Consider the following 14,174-nt stretch of genomic DNA (forward strand, 5'->3'; position numbering starts at 1 on the left):
TTAACTGAACCGCCGGATGCGGAACCGCATGTCCGGTGGTGTGAGAGGTCGGCGGCAAAAGCCGTCTCCTACTCGATCTAAAATTTTTTCCTAAAGATTTAGCACTTCCACGCACTGGACGGGACATATCGGGAGAACGAAAGGTAATGTATTTTCTGCTGTTTTTGCCAAATTCTGCGTTTTTTATTTCATATCCTTTAGCTTCCATAAATGTAAGAAATTCTGAATAAGTGGAAACGATTCGGATTGTCTGGCTGATATCTTTTCGCAGCTGCGCTTTTTTACTGGATTCAGATTTATTTGCAGCCCATTCATTGTATTTCATTCCTTTTTTACCATCTGGCATAATTGTGGACAGGTTATGTTCCTGGCATAAAGTGTCGCTGAGATTTCGTATTTTCCAGTAATTCTTTTTACAGTCATGGTAATGAGAAAAAGTGATGTTATCTGCAGAACAGAAAATTAAATGGTTATGTACATGACCTTTATCAGTGTGTGTTGTCAGAACATAGGAGTATTTTCCTTCCAGTAAGCGATCCGCAAGTTCTTTGCCAATTTGATGGGCTTCTTCATAGGAAACTTCACCAGGGGAAAATGCCTGAATCAGATGAAATGCCTTATTTGTATTGTGCGGATCTCTGCAGTCATGTGTATGATCCAAAGTGTATTTAAAGTCAAGAACGGCTGTTTCGGGAGAGCAGGCAAAGGAAGAAATATATAGATTCTGGTCAGTTTTATCTGGATTGCAGATGTATTCTATTGCTTTATCAACGGTTGTTTTGATACCATGGATTTTTGTAACTGCCATATTTTTTCCATTAACTCCTTTATATCGTCCAGGTCCTTTGGGTAAACTGTATTGGTACTGTTTATACGATGGGTGATCTGATTCAAATTGCTGCTGATATTGCCCAGCAGGGTATTCATTTTTCGGATATGAGAGTAGTCTACTTCATATACAAATCCATATAAGATCATTTTCCGTAGAAAGGCAGATTTGCTTTTCATCCTGGAAAGACGATATTTTTCTTCTAAAATGTATTGTTCGTCATCATTCAAATAAAATTGTACGGGATGAATTCTGGTACGTTTGCTCATTGAAATCCTCCAATTCGTTTTTTTCTATAAAAAAGAGTACAAAAAAACTGTCTAACCAGTTCGGCTATGACAGTTATGGTATTTGGTTTTTTGTTGGTTTGGACAGATGTATCTGTAAGTTATTTTAACAGGACTGGGTGAAAGCGTCAAATTAAGAAATTATAAAATATGAGAGGGCCAGGGATACTCCCTGATACATTTTGGTAGAATGAACCGGAAAGGGAATTTGACAAAATGAGCCAGTTGTCATGACACTGGCAGTGCTTGCTTCTTTTGGGGTGTAGCCTGCAAAGCAGGCTATGCAAAAGCTATAAAACATAAATGGAACTGTGAGAAGTGGTTGAGAATATAATCCTGATAGCGTATAATCAGAGCAAGAAATCGTAAGTGAGGGATAAATTTGAAACGTGAGGAAATTTTTCAATATGTGAAAGAGTAATATGGAACGGAACCGGAATATTTATGGAAAAAAGATCCTGATTCTGCGGTGCTTCGACATAAAAATGGAAAATGGTATGCTATAATTATGGCAGTGGAAAAGAAAACACTGGGATTAGAAGAAGATGGAAAAATTAATATCCTGGATGTAAAATGTGATCCTGATCTGGTTGGGATGTTAATTCAAACGTATGGATTTTTACCGGGGTATCATATGAATAAGCGACACTGGATTACGATTCTTTTGGATGAATCTGTCAGTGAAGCTAAGACGCTAGATTTTCTGGATATGAGTTATGATTTAATTGACAGTGGGAAGTAATTAAAATTAAAAAGGAAGCCTTTCAGAAAAATCTCTGATCGGCTCCCAGGTATTCATTCTGGATATGTATAAGTTGATCTTTGCAACAGGATATTTTCCCAATCTCGTTCATGGCGCAACACTCGGAGAATATGAATCTCTTTTGTTTCTTCCATTATAATATAAAAAATAATAGATGGCGGAAAAGATCTTTTATGTATGGAATATCCTCTGTACAGAATTTGAGTTCGGGGAAAGGCAGTACTGAACTGGCCTAAATTCTGCATTTGTTCTTTCAGATCAGATTGAAAACGGTCAGCACGTTGCTGGCCGAATTCTTCTTCAATATAATCTGCAATGTCTGTGACATCGTAAATTGCTTCCCAGGTTAAAATAATTTTATATTCTTGCATTTCTTCGTGCATCCCTTAATTCTGTGATTTTGCGAAAAGCATCTTCCAGTGGCAATTCACGACCAGCTTCCATATCATCAATTCCCCGGTCTAACATGCGGAGAAGATGATTGTTTTCCTGGTTTTTATCGGTTGTAGGGACTTTTTTTGTTAATTCCATGAAATCACTCCAATCATACGGTTTATAAATAGTGTATGTTGTTCAGAAGTATCTATCCATAGTTTAGCATAGAATGGGCAGCAATACAATTGAATTATTTTGCAGGAGCGTCCGTCAGACCAAGAAGATATTCGCAGGAAACATTAAATACTTCGGCCAGTGCGACAACTTCGTAGTCGGGAACGAAACGTGTGCCTTGTTCAATTCGCAGGATTGCCAGATCATTAAAATCATATCCTGCAAGTTGTAATTTGGCAGCGAGTGTTTTCTGAGTAAGATTATGAGCCTTTCGTAATTCTTTTACCCGTTGTCCTATTCTGTTTTTACTGTTCGTTTTTTTATCCCAATAAATAATCATTCTGATCCTCAAAAGTTTCTAAAGATGAAGTATTATTATTGATTTTAAGGAAAAATATTGTTACTATACTTCTAAAGATGAAGTTTTTGGAAAGTTTATTTGATTTTTGAAATAAGAAAATGATAATGCTGCCTGTAATGAGAAATAATTCTAATGAGAGGTGGAAAGAAGATGAATGAATTTTATGAAGCAGTATCGAATTTATTTGAGGAATTGCGCTGTGACTCCGGAGAAAGAGAATATACAGTACAGCCGGAAGAATGGAAAGAAGCAGAGAAGAATTTGAAACAAATACAAAAGAAGCTGCCACTACATCTGGAAAAAATCCCAGAGCGTGAGCAGAATTTCTGGAATAAATATCTGGATCAGTTAGAACATTTCCATTATGAAGAGGAGCAGCGGGCTTATTACCAGGGAATGATGGATGTAGTTGAGTTTCTTATTAATATAGGGGCAATAAAGAAATCCACGAATGTTAAGAGAATGATAGAAAAATATGCACGTTAAGAGTGGCGGTATGGGAAACCATACCGCTTCTTCAGAATAATTCAGATAGAATTCAAATGAATTTCAGGGATCTTGTTTATAGTGGTCTGTAGGAATTTTGTATGTGCGCAGGTATGCTTCTACGATGGCAAGGATAGCGGTAATTTGCTCATCGTTGCATTTTGACAGGTACATGAGCAGGCGTTGATAATCAAGATTATCTGTATGATTGTTTGGATAAAACAATGGTTCAGGAGGAACATTTAAAGCGCGTACCAGTTTTCTGATTTTATGAAAACTGGGAACTCGGCCCCCATTTTCAATTTCCTTTAAATATCGGCTGGACATTTCTGCTTTTTCAGCTAATTCTTCATAAGTCAATTTTTGCTCGTGTCGGGCGTTCTTAAAAAACAATCCCAGTTCTTTATCTGTTTGTTTTGGCATATGATACACCTCCATGTTTAGTGTATAGTTCCCTTTCTTGAAAGAAAATGAACTAATATTTCACTAAAAAAGAGGGTGATATTTCACTTTTTAAAAGACATATAAAATTCTGAATTTCCGTAAAACAGATCCGGAGGTATAGGAAAGATTAAGAATTTTATTGTCTGGTATCATATCCGTCATTACGTGACGGATGAAATAGATAAATAGTTCAAAAAAGCAAATAAATTTCTTTACCTCAAAAAGTGAATTATATGCCACAAAAAATGATGGCAAAATATTATCTTTTGATATAAATAGCGTCCGATGGGCTAAAAACTACCCATTTCATTAGACCATCCGTTTTTATTTGAAAATAGATTTAGGACAGGATTTACTAATCTTTCGCAACATTTATGTCCCCGGGCAGGCATGATAAAATAGAGGTAGAAAGGATAGATAAAGGAGGTTTTGAAGATGAAGATACTGCTGAAAATATTGGTCGCTCCCTTTGCTTTAGCGTTGTCCCTTCTGGCGGCTCTGCTGGTGTTCCTGTTTGATATTTGTGCCGTCCTGCTGACGATTGCCTCTGTGATTCTGGTGGTGCTGGGTGTCGTTCTCTTTTTCACGCCGACGCCCATAGGCGGGATTGTATTTCTGTTTCTTGCCTTCCTTCTTTCGCCGTATGGACTGCAAGCGGCGGCGGGCTCCCTTCTTTGGACGCTGGATGGAGGCAAATCCGCTCTGTACCGGTTTCTGGCAAGTTAAGCAGCCTCGGGCCATACTGGCCCGAAGTTGGGGCGGTCTGGATGGGCCGCCCCTTTCTCATGGAAAGGAGGGATGATTTTTGGCTACCACAACTTTGTTACAGCGCCATGCGGGCGAAGGCGAAACGATTGCTGAGGCAATCCGGGATTGTCTGGACTATGGCAAGGACCCGGAGAAAACAGAAAGCGGAAAGTATATCTCCGCTTATGAATGTGATCCGGCCACCGTGGCGGACGAGTTCCTTTTGGCAAAGGCCAGCTATGCCGCTATGACGGGCCGGGAACAGAAAAAAGAAAATGATGTGCTGTGCTATCAGATACGACAATCCTTCTATCCGGGCGAGATCACCCCGAAGGAGGCGAACCGTATCGGCTATGAGTTGGCTATGCGCTGGACGAAGGGGCGGCACGCTTTTATCGTTACCACGCATACCGACAAGCAGCACATCCATTGTCACATTTATTACAACTCCACCACCCTTGACTGCACCCGGAAATTCCGAAACTTTTGGGGCTCCAGCTTCGCCCTCCGTCGGCTCTCTGACAGGCTGTGCCTTGAAAACGGGCTATCCATCGTGGAGAACCCGAAGCCCCGGAGCAAGGGTAAGTATCGGAATTATGGAGAATGGCAGAAAGAACGAAAAGGACCGCTTTCCTATCAGGACAGGCTGCGCCTCGCCATTGATACTGCGCTGGCGGAGTACCCCGCTGATCTGGACAAATTTCTCAATTTGATGAAGAGGGCCGGGTATGAGGTCAAGAAGGTTCGGGGCGGCGGTATCAGTTTCCGGCTGACCGGGCAAGGGCAGGAACGCTTCACCCGTCTGCGTGCCTCCACGCTGGGGGACGGCTACGACTTGCAAGATGTTCTGTCCGCCATTGAGGGCAAAGAAAAACGCCCCGGACATTCGGAGCGGAAAATCAGTCTGGCGGTGGATATTCAAGCAAAACTGGCTGCCGGTAAGGGACCGGGATATGAACACTGGGCGAAGGTATTTAACATTAAGCAGATGGCCGCTGCCCTTGCCTATATACAGGACAATGGACTGACCGATTATGAGCAGTTGGCACAGAAAGCCACCGAGGCGGCAGAACGTTTCCATGCCATTTCCGAGTAGATCAAGCAGACGGAACAGGCCATGAAAACCAATGCCGGGCTAAAGGCCGCAACGGTTCAGTATGCCAAAACCCGTCCGGTCTTTGAGCAGTATAAGGCGACGAAGTACAGCCGGAAATTCCTTGCGGAGCATGAGGCCGACCTTGAACTGTACCGGGCTGCACAAGCGGAAATGCGCTCTCTGCTGGGCGGGGCGAAGCTCCCTAAAATGGATGTGCTGAAGGAGGAAGGCCGCAAGCTCACAGCAAAGAAAAAACAGCTCTATGGAGAATACCAGAAGGCACGACGGGATATGCAGGAGATCGTCACGATCAAGGCGAACATTGACACTTTGATGGGCTACACCGAGCCGGGCAGAAAGCATGAAAAGGAGCGTTGAGATTATGAAAACAAGGAGCAAAGCGACGCTGACACTTCGGGCCATGTTGGCCCGAAGATACGGGTTTGGGGCGAGCCCCAACAAGCCGCCTTTGTGCCACTTGTGGTCACAGAGGCATTGCTTGCCATTTAGCGACACCCCCAAAATAGCACAAAAAAACAGAGGCTCTTATTTCTGAACCTCCGTTTCTCTGGCTTTCTTGAGCCCTTCGGCTGTGGCCTCCATGACAACTAGCTCCTTTTCATTCATGGAGTTGAGAAGTACATCAATGTGCTTTCTGCAACTGTGCTCGTCCCGCTGTTCTTCCCGGTAGAAAAACTGGTCTACGGAAATATCGAACATGGTAACGAGTTTGAAAAATAAATTGAAGCTGGGATGTTGTCCCTTATTTTCAATATTCATAATCGTGCGGTCTGTCTTGCCGACCAGCTCCGCCACATAGGCCTGTGTCCAGCCTCTTTCTTCTCTAGCTTGTTTGATTGCCAGCCCGAGCCCATGAAAGTCAAACCTGATTTCATCTTGGTTCATTCTCATATCACCCTATATCATTGTACATTTCGGGTTGAATTATGAGAATGTAATGAAATTTGATGTTAAGTAGTATTTTATTTCGCTGTCAGATAGCCACATGATTGAATATAGCAAACGATTGTGATAAAGTTGATACGAATATGCCATAAAATTATATTCTGCAAATTGATCAATGTTAAAGAGAGGTATTTTATATGAATTACACAATTCTAATAGTTGATGACGATATGGCTATCAATGATATGCTTGTTAAATATCTTCGGAAAAATGGTTATATAACATATTCTGCTTATTCAGGAACAGAAGCCCTTCTTTTTCTTGAAAAGCAAAAAGTTAATCTGATTATTTTGGATTTAATGCTTCCCGGTCTTTCTGGCGAACAAGTTTTAGCAGAAATAAAGAAAACAAAAAATGTACCTGTAATCGGTCTATCTGCAAAAGAAGATTCTAAAAGTAAAATTTTCTTATTGAAAAACGGTGCTGATGATTATGTAACGAAACCCTTCGATATAGAAGAACTACTTGCAAGGATTGAAACGATTTTGCGACGGATTTATGAAAATCAATATACATCAAATTCCTTGTTATGTTGTGGCGATTTAAATTTAGATACAATAGGAATGGAGGCCACTCTAAAAAATCAAAAATTGCCCCTTACAAAAAATGAGTTTGCTATATTGAAAATGCTTATGGAACATCCGCAACAAGTATTTACGAAAGATATGATTTATGAGCAATTATGGAATGAAACTTTAGAGGGAACTGAAAATGCTATCAATGTTCATATCAGCAACTTACGCAAAAAAATTGCTGCAATAGATAATAGTAAATCATATATTAAAACGGTTTGGGGAATTGGGTTTAAGATGGACATATAATCTTTATGAAATCCTTAGATTTAGAAAATAATTTACTTAAACTTATCCCTTACACTAAAACCACAAGGAGGGATATATCATGGAATATATATTAAGAACGAACACAGTATCTAAAAAATACACAAATTATTATGCTGTTGATAAAGTATCCATTTCTATTAAAAAAGGCGAAATATATGGCTTGATTGGAGAAAATGGTGCTGGTAAGTCTACTTTAATGAAAATGATTGCAGGTTTGGTTGAACCATCAGAAGGCTCTATTGAACTATTTGGAAATTTTGTTCCCCAGACCGAGCGTTATCGTATTGGTTGTGTAATTGAATCTCCGGCACTTTATGCAGAATTAACCGCAAAACAAAATTTGGAAGTATTTAGAAAAGCATATGGACTGTCAAGCAAAGAATCTGTACAGCAAATTTTAAAGCAGGTGGGTCTGTCACAATATGAAAATAAAATTGTCAAAAAATTTTCATTAGGTATGAAACAGCGTTTAGCCATTGGCATTGCCTTGTTGGGAAATCCTGATTTTCTGATTCTTGATGAACCTATTAATGGTTTAGATCCGACTGGAATACAAGATATGAGGAATTTCTTATTAAAACTAAATAGGGAAGAACATATTACTATTATGATTTCCAGTCATATCTTGGGGGAATTGTCAAAAATTGCAACGAAATACGGCATTATTAAAAATGGCAAGCTGATTGAAGAAATCACTGCAAAAGAATTAAATGAAAAATGTCAATGTTGTTTAAAAATTAAGGCATCAGATACTGCACAGGCCGCTATTTTAATAGAGAAAAATCTCCATACTAAAAACTACGAAATTCTTTCCGATAATAATATTCGGATTTTTGAATATGTAGACAATCCCGGAATTGTAAACTCCTTACTGGTTAATCATGGAATTTCTGTTGATGAATGTACTGTAACAAAGGAGTCACTGGAAGATTACTTTAATGAAAAAATGAGAGGAGGCATAGTCAATGCTTAATTTAATTAGAGCTGATTTTTATAAAGCAATACATGGAAAAGTCTTGAAAGTATGTTTTCTTATGATGACAGGATGGATATTCTTATGTGCTTATGCACAAAAAGCAACGATTGGCATGAGGGAATATTTGGTAGGTACAGAAGTTTCTTCAAATTACTGGGATTCTTTTTTTAATTATTACCCGGTTGTATTCCCTTTGATTATTTTTTGCAGCTACTATTTCTCAAATGATTTTTGTCAAGGGACTGTAAAACATTATATAGAAAAAGGTCTGTCACGATGGAGTTACTTCTTATCAAAATTGGTAATTGGCTGGAGTGTATCATTCTTTTTTTTGGTGTCTGCCTTTTTAATTGGTTTGTTATGTAATAAAATTTTTTTTGGAATAAGCGGTCTTACTTTTACAAGCATTAGCAATATAGTGTCCTACATATTCTGTGAGGCATTATATCATATGGCTGTATCAACGCTCGCAATTTCACTTGTTTTTCTCATAAGAAACAGTTCAGTTAGCATGGCAGTTAATGCTTTGCTTATATTTTTTGGTTATCTGGTTCTTCATGGATTGGAAAGTATTTTGGGCTTAGGATATAACATCACAATTTTTTGGGCAATTAGTAATATCAATAAAACAAGAATAGATATGGCAGTTCAATGGCTTCCAACCGCAATTATCATTTTCTTCGCCTATATGATTATATTTGGTGGAGTTATAGGAACAATTTTCAAGAAAAGAGATATTACATAATGCAGGGAGGGATAATGTTATGAGTGTGGTACTTCAAATATATGCTATCATTGTGACACTATCTCTTATTATTGTTTTATCATTTTACTTGTTTCATCGTAGGGAGGTAACCCGGTTAAGCCAGAAATTGCAAACACTTTTACATTCATTTACCCATGCGGAATTGACATTAGATTTTCCTTCTTCCGATATAACCGATCTTGTAAATGCTTTAAATGAATTGCTTCGAGTTTACCACAAACAAGTATATTCATTACAAAAAAAGGATGAGGCAATCAAAGAAACAATTACAAATTTAGCTCATGATCTTAGAACACCTGTGACTGCTATTCAAGGATATACCCAAATGCTTCTACAATCGCCGGAGTTGTCCGAGGAAGATTTAGATGCAGCAGCTGTTATAAACGAAAGATTGAATGTTTTAAATCAGTTACTAAATCAGTTGTTTGAATTTGCACGAATAGAAGCTGATGAAATGGAATTTTCTTATACTACATTTGATTTAAATGCTGTTTTACGCTCTGTTGCAGTTTCCTTTTTTAAATCTTTTGAGGAACGCAAAATAATTACAGCATTAAGTATTGCAGAGATTTCTTTTCCATTTTATGGAGATGAAAAAGCAGTAACCAGAATTTTTGAAAATATCATTTCTAATGCCTTGTCACATGGGAAAAGTGATTATCATTTTTCATCTTATGATGATAATGAAAATTACCATTTTTCTTTTCAGAATTTTACAGACAGCATAAATGAATCTGATATAGACAAAATATTTAATCGTTTTTATACAACAGATTTATCCCGTTCCCGCAAAACAACCGGTTTGGGTCTCACAATAGCAAAGAATTTAACAGTAAAAATGGGCGGTTCTATCAGTGCTTCTCTAAATAATAATGTTTTTGAAATTGTAGTGTGCTTTCCTAAGCAAAAAGGATAAAAAACTGATGAGCCTGCTTTGGTGGTTAAAAAAAACCGCTTATAAAGTAGGTGTATTACATTGCTTATTCACATAAAAAACTTGATGGCGGTTTCAAAGCCGCCATTTTTCGTGCAAATAATATTCTAACACAAACATGGTGGCGTAGGAGGATGCCGTCATGTCTGCGTTAGTGATTCACAATACCCATGAGTTACATCAGTTAAAAAAAGCCTTGCCCCTCCTCCGGGGTATTCTGGTTACTTATATGAAAAATATTATCATGTAAACGACAGTTCTATTTCATGCGTCCGTATGGCTTCATGCCGTCCGGGCGTTTTTCTGTTTTTATGGGACAACTTCGGGTCATACTGGCCCGAAGTCCAGCCCCGGTGCCGTTCCCCGCCGGTTTCGTTTCGGTCACTTGTCAACCAACAACCGAAACGGAGGTCTATATGGCTATTATCAATTTGCGGGACTATTACCCATTCTATACATCAGATTGTTTTATGGAAGTATCAGAGGAAGTTGCTGAAATGTTCAAGGAATTTGACCGGAAAGAGGCGGCTTACCGTCTGCGTACCTACCGCCATAAAGCCTACTACTCCCTTGATCGGGATGATGGGCTGGAGCATGAAGCGGTATTTGTTTCTCTTTCTCCCCATGAACTGTATGAACGCAAGATTTCCATGCAGGAACTTCACGCAGCCATTTCCAGTCTGCCTGATAAACAGGCAAAACGGATTTATGCTCATTTCATTCTTGGCATGACAAAAAAGGATATTGCCCGGGCTGAGGGCGCGGATGAAAAGGTGGTTCGTGTGGCGATTGAGCGGGGACTGAAGAACTTAGAAAAATATTTAAAAAAATTTTTGTAAGGCGTACCGTTTTTGCCTCAAAAATGAAAAGGCTTATGAAAGGCAACAGAACTTCGGGTCACAGTGGCCCGAGGTTCCCATAAGCCTTCTGCACCTTGCTACGAAAATAAAACTCGTAGCAAAAAACTGAACCTTGACAACAAATGTTTTTAACAATTATGAAAGCATCACTATAAAGCAGTCACAGTATTGGCTGCCTGTAGTGAGATATTGATCGTATTTAAGAAAGGCTAGCTTTGAGCTTCCACATGATAGCCATGCTTTTCCGATTCCCGTATATAACGAGAAAGCTGTTTTTGTTCACAGTGCTTACGTCTTGTTTCAAAACAGGATTAGGACGTTTTTTATATACCTCAAAATACAGGAAAAACAATTTTCTCGTATTTATTAAGAAATTTTTTAAAAATTTCTTCCCACACCCCGACAAATGCACTCATCTGTTTGGGATATGTGTGAAGGGGAAGCAAGAACTTTGCTTATTGCCTACCGGCGGGGAAGGAGGTGAACTCTTATGGAGCAATCCTCTTTTCAAGATGAGCAGACAGTCAGACATCAGTTTGATTCTCTGTGCAAGCTGGCATTGAAAAGTGAAGTTATTAATTATGAAAAGCATATGGCATATCGCCAGAAGTATGAAGTGATGTTGTCAGAATTATCAGAAAAGGAGTTGAGCAGACTTTTTATAATGGATGAGCATGAAATGGAAACACATCGTTTTCAGGTCCTGGGTTACGACATAGAAGTCAAAGATGCATTGATTGCTGAAGCACTGCAGACACTTACTGAAAAGAAAAGGAATGTTGTGTTATTATCATATTTTATGGATATGAGTGATGCAGACATTGCCAGAGAAATGAATCTTGTACGCAGCACAATTAATGAGCATCGTAGACGATCACTGGAACTGATGAGAAAAATATGGAGGAATCTGCAAATGAAAAAAAGTAAAAAACAGAAATGCGCATTTGATTTGCTGCCATTCCATGTTATTGAGGCAGCATCAACTGGTGATACTGAGGCAATCCAGGCAGTGTTGAAGCATTATGAAGGGTACATAACAGTTTTGGCTATCAGAAAAATGTTTGACGAATTTGGACAGGTGCATTATTGTGTAGATGAAACTCTGCGTCAACGCCTGGAAGCAAAACTGATTACTAAGACCTTGGGATTTGATACGAAATCATATGTAAGGAAAAGTAATCAGTAAAGGGAGTATTTAATATAGATTCCTTTTCCCCTTCAGGAATTTTTGTACCTTGAAAATTGTATATTGTTTTACATACAGGACGTGAAGATATGTAGAGCCACTAGGTAAATCCGCCATGATATATCTGCTCTGTTAATGGAGTAAATACGAGGAAATGCTGAAATATAACATTGAAGTAAAGGTATGGAGCGAGAAGAATTTGACAAAATGTGTAGCAGCTGCACAGGGCGACGAAGCATATCTGTGATAATGATACTTCCAGAAAAAATCTGGTCATATTTAATGACGGTGCAAAACCGATGTGGGCAGAGTACTGAACTGCCACCTGTATTGTAATTTTATCTGCCGATGACAGTGTATAAAATTGTAAATTGTCATGGGCAGATAAAAATGTTTTGTCCAAAGAGAAAAGGAGGAGAGAAGAGTGGCGATTAAAATTGAAAAAGGTAAGATTCCAATTTGGGAAAAATATATGCTTACGGTGGATGAAGCAGTGCAATATTTTGGAATAGGTGAAAAGAAAATAAGGATGCTTATTTCGGAACATCTAAATTCAGAATGTTGCTTTACAGTCCAGGTGGGGTGTAAGTCATTGATTAACCGTAAGAAATTTGAGGCCTTTCTGGATCAGACTACGTCTTTGTAAAAAATATACGAACAATTTAGCACTTTAAAGTGGAAATGCTAGCCCTGGTATGATATAATACCTATATCGTGCTAGGGCTTCTTCGTAGAAAGGGGCGAAGACGTTTGGGTAAAACAAAACGTGACCAAAAACGACGAGATAAAAAAGGTCGAATTTTACGAAACGGAGAAAGTCAGAGAAAAGATGGAAGATATGCGTTTGTATATACAGATTGTTATGGAAAGCAGAAGTTTTTGTATAGTTGGAAATTAGAGCCAACAGATTCTCTGCCAACTGGATGCAGACCATGCTTAGCTCTAAGGGAAAAAGAAAAAAATATCCAAAGAGATTTACATGATGGTATAGTACCTTACGGAGGAAATTTAACAGTTTTGGATTTGGTTCAAAAATATATTGGACAAAAAAAGGGGGTTCGTCATAATACTCAGGCGAACTATGATTTTGTGATCAATATAATAAAAAAAGAAGAATTCGGAACCAGAAGAATAGATAAAATAAAATTGTCGGATGCAAAAGCATGGTTTATTAAGCTGCAAGCAGATGGAAGAGGATACAGTTCCATTCACAGTGTGCGTGGAATTGTAAGACCTGCATTTCAGATGGCAGTTGAAGATGATTTACTGCGCAAGAATCCTTTTGAATTTCAATTATGTACAGTTGTCGTAAATGACAGTGTTACAAGACAGGCAATTACAAAAGAACAGGAAGAGTTATTTCTGGAGTTTATCCGAAATGATGACCATTACTCAAAATACTATAATGGAATGTTTATTTTGTTTAAGACTGGACTTCGTATTTCTGAGTTTTGTGGATTGACAGTGAAAGATATTGATCTTCAGGAGAGAAAAATCAATGTGAATCATCAGCTTCAGAGAACCAGAGGAATGCAGTACGTCATTGAAGATACCAAAACTTCAAGTGGAACACGAATGTTACCGATGACAGATGAAGTTTATGAATGTTTTGAACAGATTGTGAAAAACCGTAAAAAAGTAAGGGTTGAGCCGATTATAGATGGATATAGTCGATTCTTATTTCTGGATAAAAAAGATATGCCTGAAGTAGCACTTCATTGGGAAAAACATTTTCAGTGGGCGTTAGGAAAGTATAATCGTACTCATGAGGAACAAATGCCAAAGATCACGCCTCATGTATGCAGGCATACATATTGTTCCAATATGGCGAAAGCTGGAATGAATCCGAAAGCACTCCAATATTTAATGGGACATTCTGATATAGGGGTTACGTTAAATGTATATACGCATCTGGGATTAATTGATGCAAAAGAAGAGATGAATAGGATTGCAAAACTGGCATAGTATGATAAAATAATAGAAAAAAGAATTAAGAATAATCTGATTATAAGGTTCTTAGAAAGCCTGTTTTCCAGGCTGATTATTACTAAGAAGTTACTAAATTTGGATAAGAAAATATAC

The 14,174-nt window shown here is 38.4% G+C and carries 17 protein-coding genes and 3 pseudogenes; 13 read left to right on the forward strand and 7 right to left on the reverse strand.

Translation table 11 applies throughout. From position 1 onward, the window contains the following. On the reverse strand, window positions 1-808 hold an 808-nt coding region (locus tag WMO75_RS05465), incomplete at its 3' end, for a relaxase/mobilization nuclease domain-containing protein (protein ID WP_349077723.1). Beyond that, window positions 757-1,098, reverse strand: coding sequence for a plasmid mobilization protein (locus tag WMO75_RS05470; RefSeq protein ID WP_005426517.1), 342 nt, complete (start codon window positions 1,096-1,098; stop codon window positions 757-759). The genes WMO75_RS05470 and WMO75_RS05465, both read right to left, overlap by 52 nt. A 400-nt stretch (window positions 1,099-1,498) precedes the next feature. Here WMO75_RS05470 and WMO75_RS05475 point away from each other — a divergent pair. Continuing rightward, window positions 1,499-1,858, forward strand: a pseudogene (locus WMO75_RS05475) (MmcQ/YjbR family DNA-binding protein). 53 nt (window positions 1,859-1,911) lie between these two features. Here WMO75_RS05475 and WMO75_RS05480 read toward each other — a convergent pair. The 3 genes from WMO75_RS05480 to WMO75_RS05490 form a co-directional block, all read right to left on the reverse strand. Further along, a complete protein-coding gene (locus WMO75_RS05480) occupies window positions 1,912-2,250 on the reverse strand; it encodes a type II toxin-antitoxin system RelE/ParE family toxin (protein WP_019162149.1) in 339 nt (112 codons plus the stop codon). Beyond that, entirely contained in the window at window positions 2,237-2,410 is a 174-nt protein-coding gene (locus tag WMO75_RS05485) for a hypothetical protein (RefSeq protein ID WP_005426514.1), read from the reverse strand. The genes WMO75_RS05480 and WMO75_RS05485 overlap by 14 nt, the downstream gene beginning before the upstream one ends. A gap of 94 nt (window positions 2,411-2,504) precedes the next feature. Continuing rightward, complete coding sequence (locus WMO75_RS05490) at window positions 2,505-2,768, reverse strand: helix-turn-helix domain-containing protein (RefSeq protein WP_015541275.1); 264 nt, start codon at window positions 2,766-2,768, stop codon at window positions 2,505-2,507. Between the two features lie 171 nt (window positions 2,769-2,939). Here WMO75_RS05490 and WMO75_RS05495 point away from each other — a divergent pair, with 171 nt between their 5' ends. Next, window positions 2,940-3,275, forward strand: coding sequence for a hypothetical protein (locus WMO75_RS05495; protein WP_005426510.1), 336 nt, complete (start codon window positions 2,940-2,942; stop codon window positions 3,273-3,275). A gap of 63 nt (window positions 3,276-3,338) precedes the next feature. Here the strand turns inward: WMO75_RS05495 and WMO75_RS05500 are convergent, their stop codons facing one another. After that, window positions 3,339-3,698, reverse strand: coding sequence for a helix-turn-helix domain-containing protein (locus WMO75_RS05500; RefSeq protein WP_227222274.1), 360 nt, complete (start codon window positions 3,696-3,698; stop codon window positions 3,339-3,341). Between the two features lie 456 nt (window positions 3,699-4,154). Here WMO75_RS05500 and WMO75_RS05505 point away from each other — a divergent pair, with 456 nt between their 5' ends. Together WMO75_RS05505 and WMO75_RS05510 are read left to right on the forward strand one after the other, a co-directional pair. Then, window positions 4,155-4,445: a CD1845 family protein gene (locus WMO75_RS05505; protein WP_118698648.1), complete on the forward strand. Its 291-nt coding sequence runs from the start codon at window positions 4,155-4,157 to the stop codon at window positions 4,443-4,445. 79 nt (window positions 4,446-4,524) lie between these two features. Continuing rightward, window positions 4,525-5,940 (forward strand): annotated as a pseudogene (locus WMO75_RS05510) (relaxase/mobilization nuclease domain-containing protein). 168 nt (window positions 5,941-6,108) lie between these two features. Here the strand turns inward: WMO75_RS05510 and WMO75_RS05515 are convergent. Then, complete coding sequence (locus tag WMO75_RS05515) at window positions 6,109-6,468, reverse strand: helix-turn-helix domain-containing protein (RefSeq protein WP_044996579.1); 360 nt, start codon at window positions 6,466-6,468, stop codon at window positions 6,109-6,111. Window positions 6,469-6,665: 197 nt separating this feature from the next. On the opposite strand from WMO75_RS05515, the gene WMO75_RS05520 reads away from it, so the two are divergent. From WMO75_RS05520 to WMO75_RS05560, 9 genes and pseudogenes are all read left to right on the forward strand, one after another. Next, the gene (locus WMO75_RS05520; RefSeq protein WP_005423706.1) at window positions 6,666-7,349 is read left to right on the forward strand and encodes a response regulator transcription factor; all 684 of its coding nucleotides are present in this window, start codon (window positions 6,666-6,668) and stop codon (window positions 7,347-7,349) included. A 79-nt stretch (window positions 7,350-7,428) separates the two neighbouring features. Beyond that, entirely contained in the window at window positions 7,429-8,343 is a 915-nt protein-coding gene (locus WMO75_RS05525; protein ID WP_117962351.1) for an ATP-binding cassette domain-containing protein, read from the forward strand. After that, window positions 8,336-9,091, forward strand: coding sequence for a DUF2705 family protein (locus WMO75_RS05530; protein ID WP_349077725.1), 756 nt, complete (start codon window positions 8,336-8,338; stop codon window positions 9,089-9,091). The genes WMO75_RS05525 and WMO75_RS05530 overlap by 8 nt, the downstream gene beginning before the upstream one ends. Before the next feature lie 19 nt (window positions 9,092-9,110). Further along, window positions 9,111-10,028, forward strand: coding sequence for a sensor histidine kinase (locus tag WMO75_RS05535; RefSeq protein ID WP_349077726.1), 918 nt, complete (start codon window positions 9,111-9,113; stop codon window positions 10,026-10,028). Window positions 10,029-10,462: 434 nt separating this feature from the next. Beyond that, window positions 10,463-10,885 (forward strand): RNA polymerase sigma factor, encoded by a 423-nt coding sequence (locus tag WMO75_RS05540; protein WP_199704986.1) that lies wholly within the window; start codon window positions 10,463-10,465, stop codon window positions 10,883-10,885. 700 nt (window positions 10,886-11,585) lie between these two features. Next, window positions 11,586-11,783, forward strand: a pseudogene (locus WMO75_RS20095) (sigma factor-like helix-turn-helix DNA-binding protein); the annotation flags it as partial. A gap of 36 nt (window positions 11,784-11,819) precedes the next feature. After that, a complete protein-coding gene (locus WMO75_RS05550; protein ID WP_118698650.1) occupies window positions 11,820-12,092 on the forward strand; it encodes a helix-turn-helix domain-containing protein in 273 nt (90 codons plus the stop codon). 424 nt (window positions 12,093-12,516) lie between these two features. Then, window positions 12,517-12,738, forward strand: coding sequence for an excisionase (locus tag WMO75_RS05555; protein ID WP_021650362.1), 222 nt, complete (start codon window positions 12,517-12,519; stop codon window positions 12,736-12,738). 104 nt (window positions 12,739-12,842) lie between these two features. Continuing rightward, on the forward strand, window positions 12,843-14,057 hold the full coding sequence (locus tag WMO75_RS05560) for a site-specific integrase (protein WP_044960653.1): 1,215 nt from the start codon (window positions 12,843-12,845) through the stop codon (window positions 14,055-14,057). Window positions 14,058-14,174 lie beyond the last annotated feature (117 nt).

It is taken from the genome of Blautia intestinihominis (assembly GCF_040096655.1).
In the GTDB taxonomy this organism is placed as follows: Bacteria; Bacillota; Clostridia; order Lachnospirales; family Lachnospiraceae; genus Blautia_A; species Blautia_A intestinihominis.

Excerpts from the sequence above, each read along its gene's own strand:
- WMO75_RS05470 (WP_005426517.1), bottom strand. The coding sequence starts at position 1,098 with ATGAGCAAACGTACCAGAATTCATCCCGTACAATTTTATTTGAATGAT.
- WMO75_RS05480 (WP_019162149.1), bottom strand. The coding sequence starts at position 2,250 with ATGCAAGAATATAAAATTATTTTAACCTGGGAAGCAATTTACGATGTC.
- WMO75_RS05485 (WP_005426514.1), bottom strand. The coding sequence starts at position 2,410 with ATGGAATTAACAAAAAAAGTCCCTACAACCGATAAAAACCAGGAAAAC.
- WMO75_RS05490 (WP_015541275.1), bottom strand. The coding sequence starts at position 2,768 with ATGATTATTTATTGGGATAAAAAAACGAACAGTAAAAACAGAATAGGA.
- WMO75_RS05495 (WP_005426510.1), top strand. The coding sequence starts at position 2,940 with ATGAATGAATTTTATGAAGCAGTATCGAATTTATTTGAGGAATTGCGC.
- WMO75_RS05500 (WP_227222274.1), bottom strand. The coding sequence starts at position 3,698 with ATGCCAAAACAAACAGATAAAGAACTGGGATTGTTTTTTAAGAACGCC.
- WMO75_RS05505 (WP_118698648.1), top strand. The coding sequence starts at position 4,155 with ATGAAGATACTGCTGAAAATATTGGTCGCTCCCTTTGCTTTAGCGTTG.
- WMO75_RS05515 (WP_044996579.1), bottom strand. The coding sequence starts at position 6,468 with ATGAACCAAGATGAAATCAGGTTTGACTTTCATGGGCTCGGGCTGGCA.
- WMO75_RS05520 (WP_005423706.1), top strand. The coding sequence starts at position 6,666 with ATGAATTACACAATTCTAATAGTTGATGACGATATGGCTATCAATGAT.
- WMO75_RS05525 (WP_117962351.1), top strand. The coding sequence starts at position 7,429 with ATGGAATATATATTAAGAACGAACACAGTATCTAAAAAATACACAAAT.
- WMO75_RS05530 (WP_349077725.1), top strand. The coding sequence starts at position 8,336 with ATGCTTAATTTAATTAGAGCTGATTTTTATAAAGCAATACATGGAAAA.
- WMO75_RS05535 (WP_349077726.1), top strand. The coding sequence starts at position 9,111 with ATGAGTGTGGTACTTCAAATATATGCTATCATTGTGACACTATCTCTT.
- WMO75_RS05540 (WP_199704986.1), top strand. The coding sequence starts at position 10,463 with ATGGCTATTATCAATTTGCGGGACTATTACCCATTCTATACATCAGAT.
- WMO75_RS05550 (WP_118698650.1), top strand. The coding sequence starts at position 11,820 with ATGAAAAAAAGTAAAAAACAGAAATGCGCATTTGATTTGCTGCCATTC.